Origin of the sequence: Planotetraspora phitsanulokensis (assembly GCF_016863295.1) — a bacterium.
In the GTDB taxonomy this organism is placed as follows: Bacteria; Actinomycetota; Actinomycetes; order Streptosporangiales; family Streptosporangiaceae; genus Planotetraspora; species Planotetraspora phitsanulokensis.
Genome location: NZ_BOOP01000043.1, coordinates 39,580 through 60,429 on the forward strand (window position 1 = coordinate 39,580; position 20,850 = coordinate 60,429).

General features: G+C 70.3%; 20 protein-coding genes. 9 read left to right on the top strand and 11 right to left on the bottom strand.

Translation table 11 applies throughout. The features are described from left to right. The first annotated feature begins 107 nt into the window (after positions 1 to 107). Positions 108 to 659 (top strand): carboxymuconolactone decarboxylase family protein, encoded by a 552-nt coding sequence (locus Pph01_RS36785; RefSeq protein WP_204077851.1) that lies wholly within the window; start codon positions 108 to 110, stop codon positions 657 to 659. Between the two features lie 23 nt (positions 660 to 682). Here the strand turns inward: Pph01_RS36785 and Pph01_RS36790 are convergent, their stop codons facing one another. Beyond that, positions 683 to 1,219 carry an NUDIX hydrolase family protein gene (locus Pph01_RS36790; protein WP_204077852.1) on the bottom strand — a complete coding sequence of 179 codons (537 nt, stop codon included), beginning with the start codon at positions 1,217 to 1,219 and terminating at the stop codon, positions 683 to 685. Positions 1,220 to 1,442: 223 nt separating this feature from the next. On the opposite strand from Pph01_RS36790, the gene Pph01_RS36795 reads away from it, so the two are divergent. Next, positions 1,443 to 2,876, top strand: coding sequence for a sensor histidine kinase (locus Pph01_RS36795; RefSeq protein ID WP_239117293.1), 1,434 nt, complete (start codon positions 1,443 to 1,445; stop codon positions 2,874 to 2,876). Positions 2,877 to 2,937: 61 nt separating this feature from the next. On the opposite strand, the gene Pph01_RS36800 is transcribed toward Pph01_RS36795, so the two are convergent. Continuing rightward, positions 2,938 to 3,594, bottom strand: a complete 657-nt coding sequence (locus Pph01_RS36800) for a TetR/AcrR family transcriptional regulator (protein WP_204077853.1) — start codon at positions 3,592 to 3,594, stop codon at positions 2,938 to 2,940. A gap of 67 nt (positions 3,595 to 3,661) precedes the next feature. Here Pph01_RS36800 and Pph01_RS36805 point away from each other — a divergent pair, with 67 nt between their 5' ends. Both Pph01_RS36805 and Pph01_RS36810 read left to right on the top strand, forming a co-directional pair. Beyond that, complete coding sequence (locus Pph01_RS36805) at positions 3,662 to 4,648, top strand: ATP-binding cassette domain-containing protein (protein WP_204077854.1); 987 nt, start codon at positions 3,662 to 3,664, stop codon at positions 4,646 to 4,648. Beyond that, the gene (locus Pph01_RS36810) at positions 4,645 to 5,511 is read left to right on the top strand and encodes an ABC transporter permease (protein ID WP_204077855.1); all 867 of its coding nucleotides are present in this window, start codon (positions 4,645 to 4,647) and stop codon (positions 5,509 to 5,511) included. The genes Pph01_RS36805 and Pph01_RS36810 overlap by 4 nt, the downstream gene beginning before the upstream one ends. A gap of 53 nt (positions 5,512 to 5,564) precedes the next feature. On the opposite strand, the gene Pph01_RS36815 is transcribed toward Pph01_RS36810, so the two are convergent. The 3 genes from Pph01_RS36815 to Pph01_RS36825 form a co-directional block, all read right to left on the bottom strand. Next, a complete protein-coding gene (locus tag Pph01_RS36815; protein WP_204077856.1) occupies positions 5,565 to 7,265 on the bottom strand; it encodes an NlpC/P60 family protein in 1,701 nt (566 codons plus the stop codon). A gap of 120 nt (positions 7,266 to 7,385) precedes the next feature. Continuing rightward, complete coding sequence (locus tag Pph01_RS36820; RefSeq protein ID WP_204077857.1) at positions 7,386 to 7,805, bottom strand: hypothetical protein; 420 nt, start codon at positions 7,803 to 7,805, stop codon at positions 7,386 to 7,388. A gap of 127 nt (positions 7,806 to 7,932) precedes the next feature. Beyond that, a complete protein-coding gene (locus Pph01_RS36825) occupies positions 7,933 to 9,210 on the bottom strand; it encodes an NBR1-Ig-like domain-containing protein (RefSeq protein WP_204077858.1) in 1,278 nt (425 codons plus the stop codon). Positions 9,211 to 9,519: 309 nt separating this feature from the next. On the opposite strand from Pph01_RS36825, the gene valS reads away from it, so the two are divergent. Beyond that, positions 9,520 to 12,033 carry a valine--tRNA ligase gene (gene valS / locus Pph01_RS36830; RefSeq protein ID WP_204077859.1) on the top strand — a complete coding sequence of 838 codons (2,514 nt, stop codon included), beginning with the start codon at positions 9,520 to 9,522 and terminating at the stop codon, positions 12,031 to 12,033. Positions 12,034 to 12,189: 156 nt separating this feature from the next. On the opposite strand, the gene Pph01_RS36835 is transcribed toward valS, so the two are convergent. Further along, a complete protein-coding gene (locus Pph01_RS36835) occupies positions 12,190 to 13,701 on the bottom strand; it encodes an MFS transporter (protein WP_204077860.1) in 1,512 nt (503 codons plus the stop codon). Between the two features lie 86 nt (positions 13,702 to 13,787). Next, positions 13,788 to 14,426 (bottom strand): TetR/AcrR family transcriptional regulator, encoded by a 639-nt coding sequence (locus Pph01_RS36840; protein WP_204077912.1) that lies wholly within the window; start codon positions 14,424 to 14,426, stop codon positions 13,788 to 13,790. A gap of 239 nt (positions 14,427 to 14,665) precedes the next feature. On the opposite strand from Pph01_RS36840, the gene Pph01_RS36845 reads away from it, so the two are divergent. Further along, on the top strand, positions 14,666 to 15,214 hold the full coding sequence (locus tag Pph01_RS36845; protein WP_204077861.1) for a dihydrofolate reductase family protein: 549 nt from the start codon (positions 14,666 to 14,668) through the stop codon (positions 15,212 to 15,214). Between the two features lie 157 nt (positions 15,215 to 15,371). Here Pph01_RS36845 and Pph01_RS36850 read toward each other — a convergent pair whose 3' ends face one another. The 3 genes from Pph01_RS36850 to Pph01_RS36860 all read right to left on the bottom strand — a co-directional run bounded on the left by Pph01_RS36850 (position 15,372) and on the right by Pph01_RS36860 (position 17,127). Continuing rightward, complete coding sequence (locus tag Pph01_RS36850) at positions 15,372 to 16,307, bottom strand: hypothetical protein (RefSeq protein ID WP_204077862.1); 936 nt, start codon at positions 16,305 to 16,307, stop codon at positions 15,372 to 15,374. A 44-nt stretch (positions 16,308 to 16,351) separates the two neighbouring features. Continuing rightward, positions 16,352 to 16,492: a hypothetical protein gene (locus tag Pph01_RS36855; RefSeq protein WP_204077863.1), complete on the bottom strand. Its 141-nt coding sequence runs from the start codon at positions 16,490 to 16,492 to the stop codon at positions 16,352 to 16,354. 110 nt (positions 16,493 to 16,602) lie between these two features. Then, positions 16,603 to 17,127, bottom strand: a complete 525-nt coding sequence (locus tag Pph01_RS36860; RefSeq protein WP_204077864.1) for a P-loop nucleotide/nucleoside kinase family protein — start codon at positions 17,125 to 17,127, stop codon at positions 16,603 to 16,605. A gap of 163 nt (positions 17,128 to 17,290) precedes the next feature. Between Pph01_RS36860 and Pph01_RS36865 the strand changes: the two genes are divergently transcribed. Further along, the gene (locus tag Pph01_RS36865) at positions 17,291 to 18,514 is read left to right on the top strand and encodes an RNA polymerase sigma factor (protein ID WP_204077865.1); all 1,224 of its coding nucleotides are present in this window, start codon (positions 17,291 to 17,293) and stop codon (positions 18,512 to 18,514) included. On the opposite strand, the gene Pph01_RS36870 is transcribed toward Pph01_RS36865, so the two are convergent. Next, entirely contained in the window at positions 18,501 to 19,094 is a 594-nt protein-coding gene (locus Pph01_RS36870; RefSeq protein ID WP_204077866.1) for a TetR/AcrR family transcriptional regulator, read from the bottom strand. The genes Pph01_RS36865 and Pph01_RS36870 overlap by 14 nt on opposite strands. Positions 19,095 to 19,201: 107 nt before the next feature. On the opposite strand from Pph01_RS36870, the gene Pph01_RS36875 reads away from it, so the two are divergent. Together Pph01_RS36875 and Pph01_RS36880 are read left to right on the top strand one after the other, a co-directional pair. Continuing rightward, on the top strand, positions 19,202 to 20,452 hold the full coding sequence (locus Pph01_RS36875) for a glycosyltransferase (protein WP_239117294.1): 1,251 nt from the start codon (positions 19,202 to 19,204) through the stop codon (positions 20,450 to 20,452). A gap of 77 nt (positions 20,453 to 20,529) precedes the next feature. Then, positions 20,530 to 20,769 carry an FmdB family zinc ribbon protein gene (locus Pph01_RS36880; protein WP_204077867.1) on the top strand — a complete coding sequence of 80 codons (240 nt, stop codon included), beginning with the start codon at positions 20,530 to 20,532 and terminating at the stop codon, positions 20,767 to 20,769. The last annotated feature ends 81 nt before the right edge of the window (positions 20,770 to 20,850 follow it).

Sequence of the window (20,850 nt, forward strand, 5' to 3'; positions counted from 1 at the left end):
CGCCGAGGTGCCCCGACCCGGTCCGCCCGCCGGGGGTTGACCGCGCCGCGATGATCGCGCAGGCTGCCCCCTGGACCACCCGCTCCGGCCACTTTGAAGGAGTTCTCATGGCGCACATCCCGCTGGGCGACGACCTCCCGGGAATCACCAGCCTGTTCCGCTACCGCCCGGAGACCGCGCGCCCGCTGAGCGAGTTGGCCGAGGTGTTGTTGCGCGGCGAGAGCCCGTTGTCGCGCGGGGAGCGGGAGCTGATCGCGGCATACGTGTCGGCGCAGAACGACTGCCGGTACTGCTACTCCTCGCACGCCGCGTTCGCCGCCGCCCAGTTGCCGGAGGGGACGGAGCCCGTCGGGGACGTCTGTGCAGACCCGTCGTCCGCGTCGATCTCGGCCAAGATGAAGGCGCTGCTCGAGATCGCCGCCGCCGTGCGGGAGGGCGGCAAGTCCGTCTCGGACGAGCACGTGGCCGCCGCCCGCGCGGAAGGGGCCACCGACGTGGAGATCCATGACGTGGTGCTCATCGCGGCCGCGTTCTGCATGTTCAACCGCTACGTGGACGGCCTCGGCGCGTTCACTCCGGACGACCCGGCGGCCTACGAGGCCATGGCCGACCGTGTCGTCAGGTTCGGATATGCGAGCTCGCTGACCGGCCCCCGATAGACACTGATCCGGCCCGCGGGGCGTCAGGACAGGCGGCCGACGTGGGCCAGTGCCTGCTTCAGAAGAACGCCCTGCCCGCCGGTCATCTCCTGCTGGGCGATCGGCGACGAGGCCTCCTCCGGGGTGAACCACACCAGGTCCAGCGCGTCCTGCCGGGGACGGCAGTCGCCCGCGACCGGCACGACGTACGCGAGCGACACGGCGTGCTGCCGGGGGTCGTGGTATGGCGTGACGCCCTGCGTCGGGAAGTACTCCGCGATGGTGAACGGCTGAGGCGAGGCGGGGACGCGGGGGAGCGCCGTGGGGCCGAGATCCTTCTCGAGGTGGCGCATGAGCGCGTCGCGCACACGCTCGTGGTGGAGGACCCGGCCGGACACGAGCGCGCGGCTGACCGTGCCGTCCGAGCCGATGCGGAGCAGCAGGCCGACATGGGTGACCACTCCCGTGTCGTCGACCCGCACGGGCACCGCGTCGACGTAGAGGATCGGCATCCGCGCACGGGTCGACTCGAGCTCATCTGGGCTGAGCCAGCCCGGCGTGGTTTCGGTCATTTCGGTCATTGATCGATGGTACCCGGCCGCCCGTCCTTGACTCGAGCATTGCCGGATCGTGCGGCACGAGTGGCATTTCCCGTGCTCGCGTGGCGAAGCCTTTGAAGGCGGCGGCCGGGGATGGTGGCTGGCGGTAACGACAGCGGACCCGTACGGAGGGGATCGTGGAACTCGGATACGGAAATCGTGTTCTTGTATACAACATCCACTAGGAGTATGCGGGGAGGCCATCGTGGCCTGCACGTCCAGCACGAACGGCCGGTTACGGAGGCTGTCGCGGCACCTGCGCCCGCAGTCGATCCGCGGCCGTCTCACCGTCCTGGTCACGCTCCTGGCGATCCTTCTCCTCCTTCCCACGAGTGCCGCGGAGGGCGCTGTGGGCCGCCAGGCGCTCGGGAACGCCCTCTGGCTTGAGGCCAGGGAACAGGCGAACCTCACGGCCGCCGCCGACCGGCTCAACGAACTGCGCGGCCCGCTCGTGCCGCGCGTCGCGGGCGTCGACCTCGTCCAGGTCGTCGCCCCGGGCCACCGCGTCGTCGACGCGTCGAAGGACGCGCTGGGGATGCCGCCCCTGACCTCCGCGTGGCCCGCACCGGGTGACCCGGAGGAGGACGTGCAGACCTGTCTGCCGCACCTGGGATGCGTCCGGCTCGCCGCGCTCCGGATCAAGGCCGCGGCGAACTCGCCGGTGGTCTACGCGGGGCGGCTCGCGGCCGGCGTGACCTCGACGGGGATCTTCGCGCGGCTCTTCGGCCTGCAGGACGGGCTGCTGGTCCTCCTGGCCGCCCTGGCGACCTGGAAGATCACCGGCCGGACGCTGAAGCCGGTCAACGCCATCCGCGACGACCTCGCCGTCATCAACGGCGACGACCTGAGTTCCCGCGTGCCCGAGCCGCAGGGCGGGGACGAGGTCGCCCGCCTCGCCAGGACCGTCAACGCCACCCTGGGCAGGATCGAGGAGGCCAAGCTGAACAGGGACGCCGTTCTCGCGCAGCAGCGGCAGTTCGTCTCCGACGCCTCACACGAGCTGCGCACGCCCCTCGCGGGCCTGCGCGCGGAGTTGGAGATGGGACAGCTCCATCCGGAGGACACCGACCTGAACGAGCTGCTCGCCAGCGCCCTGGTGGACGTGGACCGGCTGGAGGCGATCATCACCGATCTGCTGCTCCTGGCCCGCGTGGGAACCGCCGGACCCGCCGACAGGACGTCGCTGAACCTGACCGAGTTGGTCCAGGAAGAGGTGTCACAGAGGTGCGACCGACTGCCGATCAGGGTGGGGATGGCCATGCCCGTGCGCGTCACCTGTGTGCGCGTCCAGATCGCCCGGCTCCTGAAGAACCTGCTCGACAACGCTCAGCGGCACTCCAGGAGCCTCGTCGAGGTCAGCGTGCGGACCGACGGGCCGTTCGCCGAACTGACCGTGGACGACGACGGGTGCGGCATCCCCGTGCCCGACAGGGAGCGTGTCTTCGAGCGGTTCACCCGGCTGGACACGGCCCGCAGCCGCGGCCACGGCGGAACCGGCCTGGGGCTGGCGATCGCCCGCGAGATCGCCCATGCCCATGGGGGCACCCTGGAGGCGGGGGAGTCGCCCAGCGGCGGCGCACGCCTCCTGCTCCGGCTCACTCTTGACGGCTCGCCCGGTGCGACGGCGACCCCTGGGTGACCCCGGGCACCTCCGGTGACGGGGGCCGGGGCCCCGGGCCCGGACGGATCAGAGGGACGGATCAGCGGGACGGATAGTCCCCGAAGCCGTCACGCAGCCGGTCGAAGACCCGGCGGACGTCGTCGTGGTGGGCGCGCTCGATCGTCTCGTCGTCGTCGCCCGACGCCACCCGCTCACGCAGCCGGCGGTACAGCGCACGCTGCGCGCCGATCAGGGTGGAGGCGACGATGGACGGTATCGGGTCGTCGGGCTCCGCCTCGGTCTCGGCGGCCACGGCCTCGGCGAGCGTGTCGACGAGATGGGCGTTGACCTCGTACATCTTCCGCTGCAACGAGGGGTTGGCGTTCACCAGGTCGAAGAACCCGCGGGGCTGCGCCTGATCGCGCCTGATGCCCGCCACGAGCCGCGTCTGCGACCGGCACAGCTGCCGGAACGAGTCGAGGATGGAGACCCCGGGCTCCCGCTCCCTGACGGCGGCCAGCGACATGGCCTCCCGCTCCTCGGCCTTGTAGAAGACGAGGTCCTCCTTGGTGGGGAAGTGGTTGAACACCGTCTTCTTCGACACCTGGGCGACCGCGGCGATCTCGTCGACCGTGACGTCGTCGAAGCCGCGGGCGCGAAAGAGAGAGGCGGCGGTGTCGGCGATGAGTTGACGTGTCTGGCTCTTCTTCATCTCACGCAGCCCGCCCGGTCGCATGGGCACAGCGTAGCGGTTCATACCTTGCTCCCGATTTGCTTACACTAAGAGCATTCTTACACTTAGAGTACTTAAATCAGGAGATCTCATGACACGGACGGCGGTCGCCACGACCCGCCTGACCAAGAGCTATGGCGAATTCGAAGCGGTGCGGGGCCTCGACCTGACGGTGGAGGGCGGTGAGACGTTCGGCTTCCTCGGCCCCAACGGTGCGGGGAAGTCCACGACCATCAGCATGTTGTGCACCCTGGTGACCCCGACGGGAGGCACCGCGAGCGTCGCCGGGCACGACATCGTGCGGGAGCGCGACGAGGTGCGGCGCAACATCGGGCTGGTCTTCCAGGACACCACCCTGGACGGCTACCTCACCGCCGAGCAGAACCTCCGCCTGCACGCGGGTCTGTACGGCGTGCCGAAGAGCGAGCTCGGCGACCGGTTGCGGCAGGTGCTCGACATGGTCGGCCTGTGGGACCGGCGCGGGAGCAAGGTGAACACGTTCTCCGGCGGGATGAAACGGCGGCTGGAGATCGGGCGCGGCCTGCTCCACTCGCCCCGCGTGTTGTTCCTCGACGAGCCGACCGTCGGCCTCGACCCCCAGACGCGCAGCTCCATCTGGGCCTACATCCGCGAGCTCAAGCAGGCCGAGGACATCACGATCTTCCTCACCACCCACTACATGGACGAGGCCGAGAACTGCGACCGGATCGCGATCATGGATCACGGCCGGATCATCGCCCTCGACACCCCCGAGGCGCTGAAGGCGAGCGTGGGCAAGGACCGCGTCCGGATCGACACCGACGACAACGAGAAGGCGATCGCCCTGCTCGCCGAGCGGTTCGGGCTGGAGGCGACCGCGTCCGAGGGCGCCGTCACGTTCTTCGTCGAGCAGGGCGAGAAGTTCGTCCCCACGCTCTTCGGGGAGTTCCCGCTGCCGATCCGGGCCGTCAACGTCGCCCGCCCGAGCCTCGACGACGTCTTCATGTCCTACACCGGCAAGACCATGCGTGACGCGGAGGCGACCGCCGGCCAGCGCGGCCGGGACACCATGGCGAAGTTCAGAGGAGTGCGCCGATGACCGCCGTCCAGACCGCGCCGGTGCCGCGGATCCGGGTTCCCCGCCGCAGCGTGGCCGGTGAGCTGCGCGCCATCAAGATCGTCTGGCAGCGGGAGCTCATCCGGTTCTTCAGCGACCGGCTGCGGATCCTCACCTCGCTCGTGCAGCCGTTCCTGTTCCTGTTCGTCCTGGGCACCGGGCTGTCGCAGCTGACCTCCGGCGGCACGGGCGGCCTGAGCCTGCGCACCTTCCTCTACCCGGGCATCCTCGCCATGGCCGTGCTGTTCACCGCGATGGCCTCAGCCGCCTCCATCGTCTGGGACCGCGAGTTCGGCTTCCTGCGCGAGATGCTCGTCGCGCCGGTCCGCCGCAGCTCGATCGTCATCGGCAAGTGCGCGGGCGGGGCCACCGTGGCCGCCTTCCAGGGCGTGATCGTCATCGCCATCGCGGGCCTGGTCGGCGTGCCGTACGCGCCGGATCTCGTGCTCGGCGTGTTCGGCATCCAGTTGCTGCTGGCGTTCACCATCACGGCCTTCGGCGTCATGATGTCCGCCCGGATCAAGCAGATGCAGTCGTTCATGGCGCTCACCCAGATGCTGATCCTGCCCTTGTACTTCCTGTCCGGCGCCGTCTTCCCGGCGTCGAACCTGCCCACCTGGCTGGCCGTGCTCAACCGCATCGACCCGCTCGCCTACGCGGTCGACCCCATCAGGCGCATCGTGTTCTCCCACCTGACGCTGGCCCCCGCCGTACGGCAGCGGCTCGACGCGGGCATGACGTGGGGGAGCTGGCGGGTGCCGACTCTGCTGGAGGTCGGCGTCGTGGCGGCCATCGGGGCCGTCCTGCTCGCCGTCGCGATCGCGGAGTTCAGCAAGACGGACTGAACGGCGAGGCCCCCGCACTCGCGGGAGTGCGGGGGCCCTGTGGTGCGCGGAGGTTATGCGAGGCGGTAGGCGACGACGAAGGTGTCGGTCGGGAACGCCGTCTCACGGAGGGGGATGGTGGTGCGCGGGGCCTCGATGATGGTGATCGAGGAGCCGCTGACCTTCGAGACGATCACCGTGTGCGCGGGACGGCCGCTCGAGTCGGGACGGCTGAGGATCAGGTCGCCCGGCTGCAGGTCGGAGACCCGGTGAATGGTGTAGGCGAAGATGGACGGGCGCCTGTTGTACATGGTGTACGTGGTCTGGTTGCCCATGTCGACGCCGGTTCCCATGTAGAAGGCCCAGCGCATGAGTCCCGAGCAGTCGAATCCGATCCGCTGGGACGCGGCGCAGTGCCCGGGAGTGTCGTAACCGTTGACGCCGTCACAGAAGCCGCGGGTCGGGCCGGGGTTGGCGCCGTGGCCGCCGCCCCACGCGTACAGCGGGTGGTTGGTGATCTCGGCGCGGGCGGCCGCGATCGCCGCGTTGACCTTCTCCTGGTGGCTGGAGGACGGCGGGGCCGGCGAACCGGGGTCCCAGCCGGACGGGTCGCCACCGGCGGGCGGCGGCGTGTTGTCGCAGCGCGGCAGGCCGGCGACGAAGCCGTCCGTGCCCGTCTTGACGTAGTAGTCGACGACCCAGAGGCCGTCGGTGGTCTTGTCCCAGATGGCCGAGCCGCCGTAGGTGAACTCACCGTACGCCTGGCAGGTGATCGTCACCGAACTGCCCGACGGGTACCTGTCCGGGTAGGCGTGGTTGCTCAGGCTCTTGGCCGTGCGGCCGTCGAGGGTGGCCGTCACGACGTAGGTGTGACCGCCGGTGGAGCCGCCGCCCGAGGTGCAGCGGGGCAGAGCGGGGGAGAAGCCGCTGTAGCCGGTCTTGACGTAGAAGTCGGGGATCCACCAGCCCTCGGCGGTGAGGTCCCAGATCGTGCTGCCGTAGGCGTCGGGGCCGCTGTCCTGGCAGGTGATCTCGACGTACTGGCCCTCGAAGTACCGGTCGACGGAGGCGTGGTTGTTGACGTCCTTGACGCTGCGGCCGTCGAGCGTGGCCGTCACCGGGAACGAGTGCGGGCCGGTCGAGGGCGGGTCGACCTCGTCGCCGCCACAACGCGGAAGCTGCGGGGTGGGGCCGCTGTAGCCGGTCTTCACGTAGAAGTCCGGGACCCACAGGTTGTCGTCGGTGAGGTCCCACAGGTTGCTGCCGTACGCGTCGGGACCCGTCGTCTGGCACAGGATCCAGACGACGCTGCCGCTCGGGTACTTGTCGACGAACGCGTGGTTGTTGACGTCACGCTCGGTGCGCCCGTCGAGGGTGGCCGAGACGGTGTACGGCCGGCCGGTGCCGCTGCCCGGCGTGCTGCCGTTGACGCAGCGGGGCACCTCGTCGGTGAAGCCCGAGTGCCCGGTCTTCACGTAGAAGTCGGGGACCCAGAGGCTGTCCGAGGTGCGGTCCCAGACCGTGCTGCCGTAGGCGTCGGGCCCGCTGTCCTGGCAGGTGACCGTGATGGTGCTGCCGTTGGGGTACTTGTTGGGGTACGCGTGGTTGTTCAGGTCCTTGGCCGTGCGCCCGTCGAGGGTCGCGGTGACCGTGTAGGAATGCGGGCCGACGGCGGCCTCGGCCGCGCCCGGCGCGACGAACAGCGCGGCGAACATCGCCGCCGCGCCGATCAGCGGCGCGCATATCTTGCGCAGCCGCGAAGGTCCAGACTTCAAAGGGGGTCCTTTCACAAGAGCGGCGTCAGCCGCGGGGGAACCTCGCCCGCGGGAACGGGCGTGCTCGCCGCGGACGCCCGGCGGCCCCCACAGGGGACCGCCGGGCGCCGGAGAGCCTCGTCAGCAGCGCTCGCTGGTCTTCGCGCTCGCCCCGTCGGGGATCCAGCCGACGGCCTGCGTGCACACCGACACCGTGTTGGTGGGCAGCGACCAGATCTCGGTCGTGTGGGTCCTGCACTGGGTGCCGTTGAGGGCGTGGTCGCCGGTCGTGCCGACCGCGACGCACGCGTCCCACGTGCTGTGCGTGCTGCGGTAGCCCTCCCAGACGTAGAGGTAGGCCCAGTTCTTGCCGCACCCCACGAACTGCTTCACGGACGCGAACGTCGTGCCGCCCGAGGTGATGTAGGCGGTCGAGCCGATCTGGGTCGTGCCGGCGCATCCCGGAGCCGATTCCGCGTGGGCGGTCCCCGAGATCCCGGCGACCGCCGGAGCGCACAGCAGCGCGACGATCGCGCCCTTCGCGAAACGTCCTGCCTTCAAAAGTGCCGCCTTTCTGGCCATGGACTCCCCGGCCGTTTCGGCCGGTTGAAGATCGGAGCCATCATGGGCGGCGGCGTGCGTTGTCAGGTAGCGCGTCTTACAGGTTCTGACATGCTCTGACAGCCGGTCAGCCTGCGACGTTGACCACGAAGTAGATCGGGCGCGAGCCGGGCAGGAACGGGTGGTCCTCGCCGTCGACCATCTTCCAGCCGACCCAGCAGGAGCCGGGGGAGTCCGGGGCCATGACCGTCACGCTGATGCGCACGTGTGCACCCGGCTCGGTGTCCGGGATCGGAACCTTGCTCGGCGTGGAGCACGTCCCGTTGTCCGCGGGCAACTGGGCGCGCTCCAGGAAACGGCCGTGCCACGGGACCGTCCCGATGTTGGCGATCTCCCAGGTCTTCGTGAACTGCTGCCCGGGCTCCATGACCGTGCCGTCGGGAATCGTGACGTCGCCCACGAACACGCTCTTGTCACCCGCGATCCGCGGGACCATGCCCTCCGACGAGGTGGCCGCCGGCATCGCCGTCGGCTCCGGGCCCGGCTTCGCGCGCGCCGGCGTCCTCTGGTCGTGCGACTGCAGATAGACGGACGCGCCGGCGGCGGCCAGCGCGGCGGCGCAGCCCGCGACGATCAGCGCCGTACGGCGGTGCCGCCCCGGCGGACGCCGGACGGGGACCGGTTCCACCGGGGGCTCGGGATCGCCGGTTGCCGGTGCGGATCTCGAGGGGACGTCCGGAGTCTCCGCCACGTGGTCGGGGCGGTCCGCGGAGACGGTGTTCGTGAAGACGGTGTTCGCGGAGACAGTGTTTGCGGGGACCCCGTCCAGCTCGGCGCCGTCCGCTGAAGCGCCGTCCGCCGGGGCGTCTCCGGTGCCGTCACCTGGGGGGACGGGAAGTCGCGGAACCCTCGCAGGTTCCGGAACGCCGGCGGTGCCGATCGGCTCGTCAGGGAGGTTCTCGTGCTCGTTCGCCGTGCCGTCCACCACGCTGACGGCGTCACCTGTCTCGGGCGCGGAGCCGTTCGCCGTGCCGACGTCTCCGTCCGGTTCGGGCGCCGAGTCGTTCGCCGGTTCGACGTCGCCGTCCGGTTCGGGCGCGGACGGCTCCGACTCGGTCACGGCAGTCCGCGCTTCGAGCGTGGCCGCGGGCTCGCCCAGCGCCTCGCGCCACCGCGCCCGCCAGTCGTCGACGTCTCCTCCGCACGCCTCGACGAACGCCTCCGTCGTCAGCCAACTGGGGAATCGTGTGCCCTTGGCCGCCTCGTGCAGCGTCGCGTGGCTGACGCTGCGCGACCTGGCCGCCATCACCCGGAACGACGGATTGCCCGCCTCCGCTCGAAGCCCCCGCAACTCCTTGGCGAATCGCTCTTGACGTTCCCGCTTGCCTGACACCGCATCACGCACAGCAGCCTCCGTCCTGGCTGTCCGATCACAAGTGTTCCGCGACCGCCGAAATCTAGCCCGTGCCATTTAAGCGATCAAACCGGCGTGAAAGGGCTGTGTCAGAGGTCGTGTCGATCATGCCGGACCGAGCTGCGGTGGTGTGCGCCGGGGCGGATTCCCCGACCGCGCAGGGTGTGCGCGGCCGGGCGGCCCCTCCGCTCCGCCGTCGCCGGCGCAGGTTCTCCCAACGGGTCGCGCCCCGTTTGGACAGCCCCCTCCTGACACGTCTGTCAGGCCGGCCGGCGGTGGGCCAGGCCCTATCGTTGACGCATGACCGAACAGCGACGGCTCCACGCCTCCATGCCCGAGAAGCCCACTCTCGACGGCCTGGAGTCGGTATGGGTAGCCCGCTGGGAGGCCGAGGGGACCTACCGCTTCGACCGGTCGAAGCCGCGCGAGCAGGTCTACTCGATCGACACCCCGCCGCCGACCGTGTCCGGCTCGCTGCATGTGGGGCACGTGTTCTCCTTCACCCATGCCGACCTCATGGCGCGTTATCAGCGGATGAACGGCAAGTCGGTCTTCTATCCGATCGGGTGGGACGACAACGGCCTGCCCACCGAGCGGCGCGTGCAGAACGTCTACGGCGTGCGCTGCGACCCGTCACTGCCCTACGACCCGGACTTCGTGCCGCCGGACAAGCCGGGCAAGCGGGACGTGCTGATCTCGCGGCGCAACTTCGTGGAGCTGTGCCACAAGCTGACCGCGATCGACGAGAAGGCGTTCGAGGAGGTCTGGCGGCGGGTCGGCCTGTCGGTCGACTGGTCGCTGCTCTACACGACGATCAGCGACGAGGCGCAAGCCGTCTCGCAGCGGGCCTTCCTGCGGAACCTGGCCCGAGGCGAGGCCTACCTGGCCGAGGCTCCCACGTTGTGGGACGTGACGTTCCGTACGGCCGTCGCCCAGGCCGAGCTGGAGGACAGGGAATGGCCGGGCGCATTCCACCGGATCTCCTTTCACGGAGAGCGGGGGCCCGTCTGGATCGAGACGACGCGACCCGAGCTGATCCCCGCCTGTGTCGCGCTCGTCGCGCATCCCGACGACGAGCGCTACCAGCCGCTGTTCGGCACGAGTGTGCGCACCCCGCTGTTCGACGTGGAGGTGCCGGTCCTCGCCCATCGCCTCGCCGAGCGGGACAAAGGCTCCGGGATCGCGATGATCTGCACGTTCGGCGACGTCACCGACGTCACCTGGTGGCGGGAGCTCGGGCTGCCGACCCGCCCGGTCATCGGCTGGGACGGCAGGCTGCTCGCGGACGCGCCCGCGGGTGTGCCGGCCGAGCCGTACAAGGAGTTGGCGGGCAAGACCGTGCACGGCGCGCGGGAGCGGATCGTGGAACTGCTGCGCGGATCCGGCGACCTCGACGGCGAGCCGCGGCCGGTGTCACGCGCGGTCAAGTTCTACGAGCGCGGCGACAAGCCGCTGGAGATCGTGACCACCCGGCAGTGGTACATCCGCAACGGCGGGCGCGACGCGGGCCTGCGGGAGCGGATGCTGGACCGGGGACGCCGACTCTCCTGGCATCCGGCGCACATGCGCGTGCGCTACGAGAATTGGGTCGAGGGGCTCGCAGGAGACTGGCTCATCTCCCGGCAGCGGTTCTTCGGCGTGCCGTTCCCGGTGTGGTACCGGCTCGACGCCGCCGGTGAGCCGGTGCACGACGAGCCGATCACGCCCCCGGAGGACGCGCTGCCGGTGGATCCCAGCTCCGACGTGCCGCCCGGACACACCGAGGACCAGCGCGGCGTGCCCGGTGGTTTCATGGCGGACCCCGACGTGATGGACACCTGGGCCACCTCGTCGCTGACCCCGCAGATCGCGGGCCGCTGGGAGACCGACGACGACCTCTTCCGGCGGGTCTTCCCCGCCGACCTGCGGCCGCAGTCGCACGAGATCATCCGGACGTGGCTGTTCGCGACGGTGGTCAGGTCGGACCTGGAGTTCGGCTGCCCGCCGTGGAGCGACGTGGCGATCTCCGGATGGATCCTCGACCCCGACCGCAAGAAGATGTCGAAGTCCAAGGGCAACGTCGTCACCCCGATGGACCTCCTGCAGCAGCACGGTTCGGACGCGGTGCGCTACTGGGCGGCCAACGGCCGGTACGGCGTGGACACGGCCTTCGACGCCGGGCAGCTCAAAATCGGCCGGCGGCTGGCGATCAAGATCCTTAACGCGTCGAGGTTCGTCCTCGGGCTGGGCTCGGGCGACGGGGAGGTCACCGAGCCGGTCGACCTGTCCATGCTGGCCCAGCTGGCCGACGTCGTGCGCGAGGCGACGGACGCCTTCGAGGCCTACGACCACACCCGGGCGATCGAGGTGGTCGAGCGCTTCTTCTGGATGTTCTGCGACGACTACCTGGAACTGGTGAAGGGGCGTGCGTACGGCGGAGCCGACGCCCCGGCGGCGTCCGCCCGTGCGGCCCTGCGGCGGGCGCTCGACACGTTGTTGCGGCTGTTCGCCCCGTTCATGCCGTTCGTCACCGAGGAAGTGTGGTCGTGGTGGCGTGAGGGCTCGATCCACCTCGCGCCCTGGCCGACGCCGGACCGCGGCGCGGGCGACCCCGCCGTGTTGTCGGCAGTGGGAGAGGTGCTCAGGCACGTGCGCAAGGCGAAGTCCGAGGCCAAGCTGTCGATGCGGGCGCAGGTCGCGGCCGTGACCGTCGGCGGGCGCGGGGCGGACCTCGTCCGGCTGGGCGAGCACGACGTGCGGGCCGCCGGCGCCGTCGGGGATCTCGTCCTGGCCGAGACCGGGGGAGACCTCGCGGTCGAGGTCGTCCTGGGCTGAACGTGCGTGAAGGGCCGCCGGTCCCGGCGGCCCTTCACGCGGTCGGACCCTGCTCAAGCTTGCGCCGGATCTCGCCCGGATTCCGTTCGGACGACTGAGGGGCCCGGCTCAGGCCGGGCCCCTCACTCGACTTTCCTTACCGCCGGCGGCGCCCGGTCAGTGCGAGAGCACCGGGACCGTCGCCTGGTCCTGCTCGTCCGAGGACGAGACCACGGTGGAGCCCTGGCGCCCGGTGTTGATGAAGGTGACCGCGATGATCGCCGACACCAGCAGGATGCCGACCGCCCACCAGATCGCGGTGGCGTAGCCGTGCACCGCGGCCTCGTTGGCGAAGCCGACCTTGCCGAGGGTGGCCGCCTGGGCGCCATGCGAGGCGACCCAGCTGGTCACGGCGCTCGCTGCGATCGTGTTGAGCAGAGCGGTGCCGATGGCGCCGCCGACCTGCTGCGAGGTGTTGACCATCGCGGAGGCGACGCCCGCGTCGCGCGGCTGGACGCCGTACGTCGCGAGGCTCATCGCCGGCATGAACGCCGTGCCCATGCCGAGGCCGAGCAGGATCTGCGCGGGCAGGACCAGGCCTGCGTAAGAGCTGTCGGTCTGCATCTGGGTCAGGATCAGCATGCCGATCGCGGCGGTCAGGAAGCCCGGCGCCATCAGCAGCCGCGGCGGCACCCGGGTCATGAGGCGCGCGCCGATCTGCGTCGAGCCGATGATCATTCCGGCGATCATCGGAAGGAAGGCGAAGCCCGTCTGCACCGGCGAGTATCCCTTGATGACCTGCAGGTAGTAGGTCAGGAAGAGGAACAGGCCGAACATCGCGATGATGGCCAGGCCAAGCGACAGGTACACGCCGCCGCGGTTGCGGTCGGTCACCACACGCAGGGGCAGGAGCGGAGACCGCACCCTGCTCTCGAGCAGCGCGAACGCGCCGAGCAGCACGACCGCACCGACGAACAGGCCGATGGTCGCGCCCGAGGTCCAGCCGTCGGTCTCGGCGCGGGTGAAGCCGTAGACCAGGGAGACGAGGCCGAGGGTCGCCAGGACGACGCCGGGGATGTCGAGGCCGTTGCCGTTGCGGCTGCCGGCCGGCTCGCGGATGACGAGGAACGCGCCGGTCGCGGCGATGACGGCGAAGGGGATGTTGACGAAGAACGTCCAGCGCCAGTCGAGGTACTCGGTGAGGAAGCCGCCGAGGATCAGGCCGAGGGCGCCGCCGCCGCCGGCGATGGCGCCGTAGATCCCGAACGCCTTCGCGCGCTCCCTGACCTCGGTGAACGTCACCGCGAGCAGCGAAAGCGCGGCCGGTGCGAGCAGCGCGCCGAACGCACCTTGCAGCGCGCGGGCGCCGAGCAGCATCGCCTCGTTGGCGGCGGCGCCCCCGATGGCCGACGCCGTGGCGAAACCGATCAGGCCGGTGGTGAAGGCGCGCTTGCGCCCCCACAGGTCGGCGATGCGGCCGCCGAAGAGCAGCAGCCCGCCGAACGCCAGCGCGTAGGCCGTGATGACCCACTGGCGGTTGGTGTCGGAGATTCCGAGGTCGGCCTGGGCGGAGGGCAACGCGATGTTCACGATGGTTCCGTCGAGCACGACCATCAACTGGGCGATGGCGATGAACGCAAGGGCTTTCCAGCGCCGCGGGTCCGGCTGGACCTGGGCCGTTTCAGGCATGGAGAAACTCACTAACGATGTAGGAAAAGCGAAATTGCAGGTGAACGGCGGGTGAGGGAAAAAGGGCTGTGGGGTGGTCGGCGTGGTCAGTTCTGGCCGCGAAGGTCCTCGAATGTCGCGGCCGCGCCGGGCAGGGGGGTGCGCGCCGGAGCGCGGAGCCCGTCGAGGAAAAGCTCGAGATGACGATCGATGAACCGGCCGAGCTTCAGGCAGCCGGTGCCGGGCAGCGGGCGGGTGAGCTGCGGCAGCGCGATCAGCACGTCTCCGGGGCCGACGTCGGGGCGGAGTGAGCCCGCGTCGCGGGCCCGGTCCATGATGCCCTGCACGGCCCGTTCGAGACGTTCACGCTTGTCCGCGAGCTCGTCCGCCATCGGCCGGCAGCCGTCCGACAGGATGGGGCACAGGGCTCCGATCCGCTCGTCTGCGGCGCCGTGGACGAAGCGCCGCAGCGCCTCGAACGCGTCCCCCTCGCTGGTCAGCGAGGACTCCGCGAGCTCCACTATCCGGTTCATGACCTCCAGGGTCACCTGGCGGATCAGCTCCGACCGGTCGGCGAAGTGCCGGTAGATGGTGGCGTTCCCCACTCCGGCCCGTCGCGCGATCTCGTCGAGGGTCACCTCGGCGCCGTACTCCACGAACGCCTCGCGCGCGGCGGCCACGATCCGCTCCCGGTTGCGTGACGCGTCCGCCCGCATCCTCGGACCGCCGCTCCGGTCGGCGGTCATGCTCACCGCGCCCACGGTGCCCTCCAGTCGTCTGCCGTAAGAACTTTCGTTACTTGCCGTACATAAGTGGGGAACTTCTCCCCGTTTCTGTGACGTACGTGCAAACAGGGGAACTGTCCCCGGTTATTTCGCGAGCCGACTATGAGCTGTGTCACAGAGCACCGAATATAAAAACTGTCTTGACGAATCAAGTTGTCGGTGGGAGGGTGATGACACACCACGAGAGACGGGAAACGGAAATGCGCAAGATCATCGCGGGGTTCTTCATTTCGCTGGACGGCGTCGTCGAGGCGCCGGACCAGTGGCACTTCCCCTACTTCGACGACGAGATGGGCGCGGCCGTCGGCGCCCAGATGGAGGAGTCGGACGCGCTCCTCATGGGGCGGGTCATGTACCAGGAGTGGGCCGCCTACTGGCCCGGCAAGACCGCCGAGGACGACCCGTTCGCCGGTTACATCAACAACATCAGCAAGTACGTCATCTCGTCGACGCTCGACTCCGCCGACTGGGAGAACACCACTCTGCTCCGCGGCGACCTGGTCGAGCAGATCACCGAGCTGAAGAACCGGCCGGGCAAGCACATCAGCATGAGCGGCAGCACCACGCTCGTCCGCTCGCTGTTGCGGCACGGGCTGCTCGACGAACTGCGTCTTCTGGTCCACCCGATCGCCGTCGGCCAGGGGCAGCGGCTGTTCGAGGATGGTCAGCGGGTCCCGCTGAAGCTCACCTCCTCGACGACCTTCAAGACCGGCGTGCTCTCCCTGATCTACGAGCCCGCCGAGAAGTGACCGGCGTAGCCGGCCGGACCATCCCCGAGCGGTCCTTCGTCCCGACGGACGGGTGGCCGCCGGTGAGGGGTGATCAGCCCTGCACTCGCGCGCTGAAGAAGGGCGAGGAGCCTGCGGTCGCCGAAGCCGTGGTGCCCTTCGGCCCTTCTCCGGTTCACTACTCGAACGGGTCCCACACCGTGGCGTAGCGCAGAAGCGACCGCGCGAGGTCCTCGTGCCTGGCGATCCACATGTCGTCGAAGACGAACCACTGCTGGTGGCCGAAGAAGCCGCTCAGATGGATCGACATCTGCGCCAGGTGCTCGTCGCTTCGCAGGAGTGTGCGGCCCGGATCCCGGCCGGAGAACGCACCGGGGTCCGCCAGCTGCGCCAGCGCGAAGCGGTGCGCCTCGCCGTGCTCGCCGTACAGCTCGGCCGGCCTCTCGTCGAAGTCGGGCAACAGGTTGCGCCGTTCGAGCGCGGAGCCGAGGTCGTCGTCCTCAGGGGCGACCAGAGCCCGCAGTTCGAGCAGCTCGACTGGCCAGGTCTTCAGGTCGTCGGCCGTGGAGCGAAGGTGGGCCGCCAGATCCGGCAGGCGGACGCCGGGGAAGGTGAAGGGCGGCTGCTGACAGATGCTGTCGCCGTCGTGGAAGGTCAGCAGAACCGCATGCGTGGCGCCGTCACCTTCCACCTCGGCGGCGTCGGAGGGCAGCGGCCAGTCGTGGAGCAGGTACGCCACCTCGCCGGTGAGGGTGTCGTCGAAGAAGAAGTACGGCAGCATGACCTCGTCGTCGTCGGTGAGCACCCGCACGCTGTGCGCGTCGACCCGCAGCTCGCCCTCGAAGTAGAGGTGCTCCTGGAGAAGGCCGCGCAACTCCTGCCAGGACTCCGGCGCCGCCAGCCCCTGCTCGCGGGCCCGGTCGAAGATCGTGTGCAGGCCGTACACGTCGCCGCCGAGCTCCGCCTCAAGCCAGGCGTCCACGTCCCCGGTCTGGTCGGCCACCACCTCGGCCCACCCCCGGCGGAACCAGCCGAGCACAGTGGCGTCGGGCAGCCGGCGGACCCTCTTGCTGAGCGGGCCCTCGTAGTGCGTGCGGTAGACGAAGAAGATCATGCGCAGAACCTGCCAGACGCCTCCGACAAAACGCCGGCCGCGGATCAGTGCGGAAACGCCCTGGGTGGACGGCGCGTGAGCCCCTCGCGGAACTCATCGATGATCGTGCTGATCTGCCGCATCAGCACGGTGTTCTCCAAGCGGTCCAGATAGAGGGAACGTCGCGCCAGGCCGTCGGCGTCCACCACGAAATAGGCGACCGCGTAACGCCGCAGCGATGGACCCGTTGACGATGCTCGGGTGTCGAGGCGCGTTGCGAGGCGGATGGGGCGATCTTCGCCGGACAGGTGGAACGTCAGATGCCACCCCTATGTCGTGGCGGACGATGGGCCGCGAGGACCCTGGAGAGGTTCTCCGACAAGGATCTCGCGGAGTCCACCACGATGGTCTGCTCCGGCCAAGGCGTCCACTCGTCTCGCCGGCGCTGTACGGAGTCCCAGGTCGGCTCGGGTATGGCCAGGCCGCGATCACGTGCTTCCAGGCGTTCCCTGTGCAGCGCCGGGTCGGAGCACACGCACTCGACTACGCGGAGCCGTACGCCGTTGCGGGCGGCGATCTCGCGCCAGGCGTCCCGCGCCTCCTCGACGTCGTTGACGGCGTCCGCCACCACCGACTGGCCGAGCGCGAGGTGGTCGCCGGTCAGCCGCTGGGCCACGCCGTACGCCGCCAGGCCTGTGGTGAATCCCCGGGGCAACCCGGCGGTCACCATGGTGGACTCGATCGGGTCGACGGAGAAGACCGCAGCCGGAAGCGCGCGGCCGAGGGCTTGCGCCAGTGTGCTCTTCCCGGTTCCCGGCAACCCGGACAGCAGGATCATCATCAGTACATCCTGCCCGAGAGGCGGGAGTTCCGGTTGCGCCGTCGATTCGGGCGGGGGCCGTTCGTGTAGACGATGGGAGCCCGGTGTCCGCGAGTATCAGATGAGGCAGGCTCTTCCCCATAAGAGCCGGGCCGCGCAGGGAGAGGGAGGGCTGACGTCCGCCATGGCACCCGTGTCCACCTCGGAGATCGACGGCGTGTTCCGCCAGGAGTACGGCCGGGCGGTGGCCGTGCTGGTGCGCGCCTTCGGCGACGTCGACATCGCCGAAGAGGCCGTTCAGGAGGCGTTCGCGACGGCGGTGTGGCGGTGGCCCTCGGACGGACGGCCTGCGAGCCCCGCGGGCTGGATCATCACCACCGCCCGCAACCGGGCGATCGACCGCCTGCGGCGCGAGGCGTCCAGGGAGGACCGGCACGCCCAGGCGGCCTTGTTGCACGCCCGGGACGCCCCGGACGAGGAGGGGCCCGTGCACGACGACCGGCTGCGCCTGATCTTCACCTGCTGCCATCCCGCGCTCGCCCCGGCCGCCCAGATCGCGCTGACGCTCCGGCTCCTTGGCGGACTGACCACCGCCGAGATCGCGGGTGCGTTCCTGGTGCCCGAACCGACCATGGCCCAGCGGCTGGTCCGGGCCAAGGGGAAGATCCGTGACGCGCGCATCCCGTACCGGGTGCCGAGGGAGGCCGACCTGCCCGAGCGGCTCCAGGCCGTGCTCGCCGTCCTCTACCTGATCTTCAACGAGGGTTACGCGGCCGGCTCAGGCGACCGCCTGGTCCGTGAGGACCTCTGTGCCGAGGCAGTGCGGCTGGGACGTCTCCTGGCCGAACTCATGCCCGACGAACCTGAGGTCATGGGGCTCGTCGCGCTGATGATCCTCGTCCAGTCACGCAGGAAGGCCCGCACCACCCCGGCCGGCGACCTGGTCCTGCTGGCCGACCAGGACCGGAGCCTGTGGGATCACGACCTCGCCGAGGAGGGACGGCAGTTCGTCCGGCGTTGCCTGCGCCGCGACAGGCCCGGGCCGTACCAGATCCAGGCGGCGATCAACGCCGTCCACAGCGACGCGGCCACCGCCGCCGCGACCGACTGGCGGCAGATCCTCCAGCTGTACGACCTGCTCCTGACGTTCACGCCGACCCCGGTCGTGGCACTCAACCGGGCGGTCGCCGTGGCCGAGGTCGACGGCCCGGGACCGGCGCTCGCCCTCGTCGACGATCTCGACCTGGATGGATATCACCTTTTCCATGCCGTACGCGCAGATCTGCTCCGGCGCCTGGGCCGGGACGAGGAGGCCGTGCCGGCCTACGAGTCGGCGATCGCCCGTGCGCGCAACGGGGCGGAGCGAGCCTTCCTGATCCGCCGCCGCGACGCGATCACCCGGACGTGAGGAAGAGCCGGTCGAGGTGGTAGTCGACCGTCGCGGCCACATCCTCCGGAGAGAGATGACCGATCAGGGCGGGGTTCACCAGCCCCTGGGCCATCGTGTACAGGATGACCGCCTCGATCCGCGGGTCGAGGTCCGCGTGCACCTGGCCGAGTTCCTGCGCGGCGCGGATCTGCTCGGCATAGAAGCCGATCACGTACGGCAGGGCCTGGCGGAGCAGGTCCGCCAGTTCGTCGGCGACGACTGATCGGGCCAGATAGGCGAGGCCGATGCGGGACTCCGAACGGCGCTCGTCGTCGAGCGGGAGGAGTTCCAGGATCGCGGCCCGCAGGAACGCCCGTGGCGACGGCGCGTCCATGGCGCCGGCCACCCGTTCGCCGATCCTGGCGTTCAGCTGGGTCAGGGCGAACATGAGCATCTGGTCCTTGGTGGCGAAGTAGTGCTGGACCATGCCCATCGACACGCCTGCCTCCGCCGCGACCTCCCGCAGGCTCACCGCGTCCAGCCCGTCCCTCGACGCGATGCGGAGCAGAGCGTCGGCGATGAGCCGCCGCCGCGCCTCGTGATCGACGATCTTGGGCATTTTCCGGTCTTTCCAATGCACTCGTATTGATTCCCGGGGATGGCGCATTTTACGATGCGGGTGCATTGTAATCGCCCGAGAGGACGAACCATGCCCATCGTTCACCTGTGCACCAGAGATCTCTCCGCATGCGGGTGCTGATCATCGGGCTCGGGACCCGTGGCGACGTCGCACCGTACACCGGCCTGGGAGCCCGCCTCCGTGACGCGGGCCATGAGGTCGCGATCGCCGCGCACCAGCCCTACGGCCACCTTGTGACCACCTCCGGCCTAGAGTTCCGCGCCATTCCCGGAGATCCGATTCCGCTCCTTCCCGTGGCGGCCGGCGGGTTGAAGGCCGCGCCGGCGGCCAAGGCGAGGATGTTCGCCGAGTACGGCAGGCAGACGGCCGACGGGATCGTCCAGGCGGCGGAGCGGGGCGCCGACGTGCTCCTCCTGAACGCCCCGGCGTCCGCCGGATATCACGTGGCCGAGGCCATGGGACTCCCCAGCATCGGCGTCCACCTGCAGCCGATAGAGCCGACCGGAGACTTCCCGCCGGTCATGGGCGCCTTCTCCCGCTCGCTCGGCCGGTGGGGCAACCGGGCCGCCGCCCGCTTGTTGTTCGTCGTCCCGTCTCCCGCGCACGCGGGCTCCGCCAAGGATCTGCGCGCCCGGCTCGGTCTTCCCGCGACGACCTCCAGGGAGGTCTACCGGCGCCGCGAGGCCACCCGATGGCCGGTCCTCCACGGATACAGCCCCTGCGTGCTCCCGCGCCCGGCGGACTGGAGGGAGGGGCTGGAGGTGGTCGGCTACTGGTGGCCCGAGCGCGCGCCCGGCTGGCGGCCTCCGGCGAGACTGCTCGATTTCCTGGAGTCGGGCCCGCCCCCGGTGTTCATCGGTTTCGGCAGCATGGCCTCCGGGAGCCTCGACCGGCAGACCGAGATCGCGCTGGCCGCGCTCCGGCGGGCACGGCTGCGGGGCGTGCTGCAGACCGGGCCCGCGGGCATGGCGGCGGAGGGCGACGACGTGCTGGGCGTCGAGGACGTGCCGCACGACTGGCTGTTCCCGCGGACGGCCGCGGTGGCCCACCATGCCGGCAGCGGGACCACGGCGGCAGGAATACGGGCCGGCGTTCCCGCCGTGGGCCTGCCCGCCGTCGCCGACCAGCGCCTGTGGGCCGCGCGACTGTCCGCGCTGGGTGTGGGTCCTGGCGCGATACCGCTCCGGCACCTGTCGGCCGACCGGCTGGCCGATGCACTCGGCGCCGCCGTGTCCGAACCGGCCTATCGGCGCAGGGCCGCCGAACTCGCCGGCCGCGTCGGCGCGGAGGACGGCGCGCTGGCCGTCGTCGAGGCCGTCGGCAGGCTGGACGGCTGACGCGGATCTCCTGGATGGCCGGGCGTACTGTGGGCATGTGGCCCCGGATGTCCGGATCGTGCTCAACGGGGGGTGCCATGGCCACCTATGAATTCGTGTGCCCGGCCTGCGGGCCGTTCGACGTGGTCCTGCCCATGGGGACCGCGTCGTCGCATCGGGAGTGCCCATGGTGCGGTGAGGGAGCCCGCCGCGTCTACTCCACCCCCCGCCTGTCCCGGCTGGCCTCGGCACTGGCCGGCGCGCTGGCACAGGAGGAGCGGAGCCGGGACGAACCCGAGGTCGTCTCCAACGTGCCACGTCGTGGGCGGCGCCGCTGACGGCCCCCTGAACCGCCACCCGGACCCGCGCGGAAGACCGCCTGCGGACCGAAGCGGAGATCACGCGCGGAGGCCGGGCGT

Excerpts from the sequence above, each read along its gene's own strand:
- Pph01_RS36790 (WP_204077852.1), bottom strand. The coding sequence starts at position 1,219 with ATGACCGAAATGACCGAAACCACGCCGGGCTGGCTCAGCCCAGATGAG.
- Pph01_RS36785 (WP_204077851.1), top strand. The coding sequence starts at position 108 with ATGGCGCACATCCCGCTGGGCGACGACCTCCCGGGAATCACCAGCCTG.
- Pph01_RS36845 (WP_204077861.1), top strand. The coding sequence starts at position 14,666 with ATGCGCAAGATCATCGCGGGGTTCTTCATTTCGCTGGACGGCGTCGTC.
- Pph01_RS36800 (WP_204077853.1), bottom strand. The coding sequence starts at position 3,594 with ATGAACCGCTACGCTGTGCCCATGCGACCGGGCGGGCTGCGTGAGATG.
- Pph01_RS36805 (WP_204077854.1), top strand. The coding sequence starts at position 3,662 with ATGACACGGACGGCGGTCGCCACGACCCGCCTGACCAAGAGCTATGGC.
- Pph01_RS36860 (WP_204077864.1), bottom strand. The coding sequence starts at position 17,127 with ATGATGATCCTGCTGTCCGGGTTGCCGGGAACCGGGAAGAGCACACTG.
- Pph01_RS36870 (WP_204077866.1), bottom strand. The coding sequence starts at position 19,094 with ATGCCCAAGATCGTCGATCACGAGGCGCGGCGGCGGCTCATCGCCGAC.
- Pph01_RS36850 (WP_204077862.1), bottom strand. The coding sequence starts at position 16,307 with ATGATCTTCTTCGTCTACCGCACGCACTACGAGGGCCCGCTCAGCAAG.
- valS (WP_204077859.1), top strand. The coding sequence starts at position 9,520 with ATGACCGAACAGCGACGGCTCCACGCCTCCATGCCCGAGAAGCCCACT.
- Pph01_RS36880 (WP_204077867.1), top strand. The coding sequence starts at position 20,530 with ATGGCCACCTATGAATTCGTGTGCCCGGCCTGCGGGCCGTTCGACGTG.
- Pph01_RS36840 (WP_204077912.1), bottom strand. The coding sequence starts at position 14,426 with ATGACCGCCGACCGGAGCGGCGGTCCGAGGATGCGGGCGGACGCGTCA.
- Pph01_RS36835 (WP_204077860.1), bottom strand. The coding sequence starts at position 13,701 with ATGCCTGAAACGGCCCAGGTCCAGCCGGACCCGCGGCGCTGGAAAGCC.
- Pph01_RS36810 (WP_204077855.1), top strand. The coding sequence starts at position 4,645 with ATGACCGCCGTCCAGACCGCGCCGGTGCCGCGGATCCGGGTTCCCCGC.
- Pph01_RS36865 (WP_204077865.1), top strand. The coding sequence starts at position 17,291 with ATGGCACCCGTGTCCACCTCGGAGATCGACGGCGTGTTCCGCCAGGAG.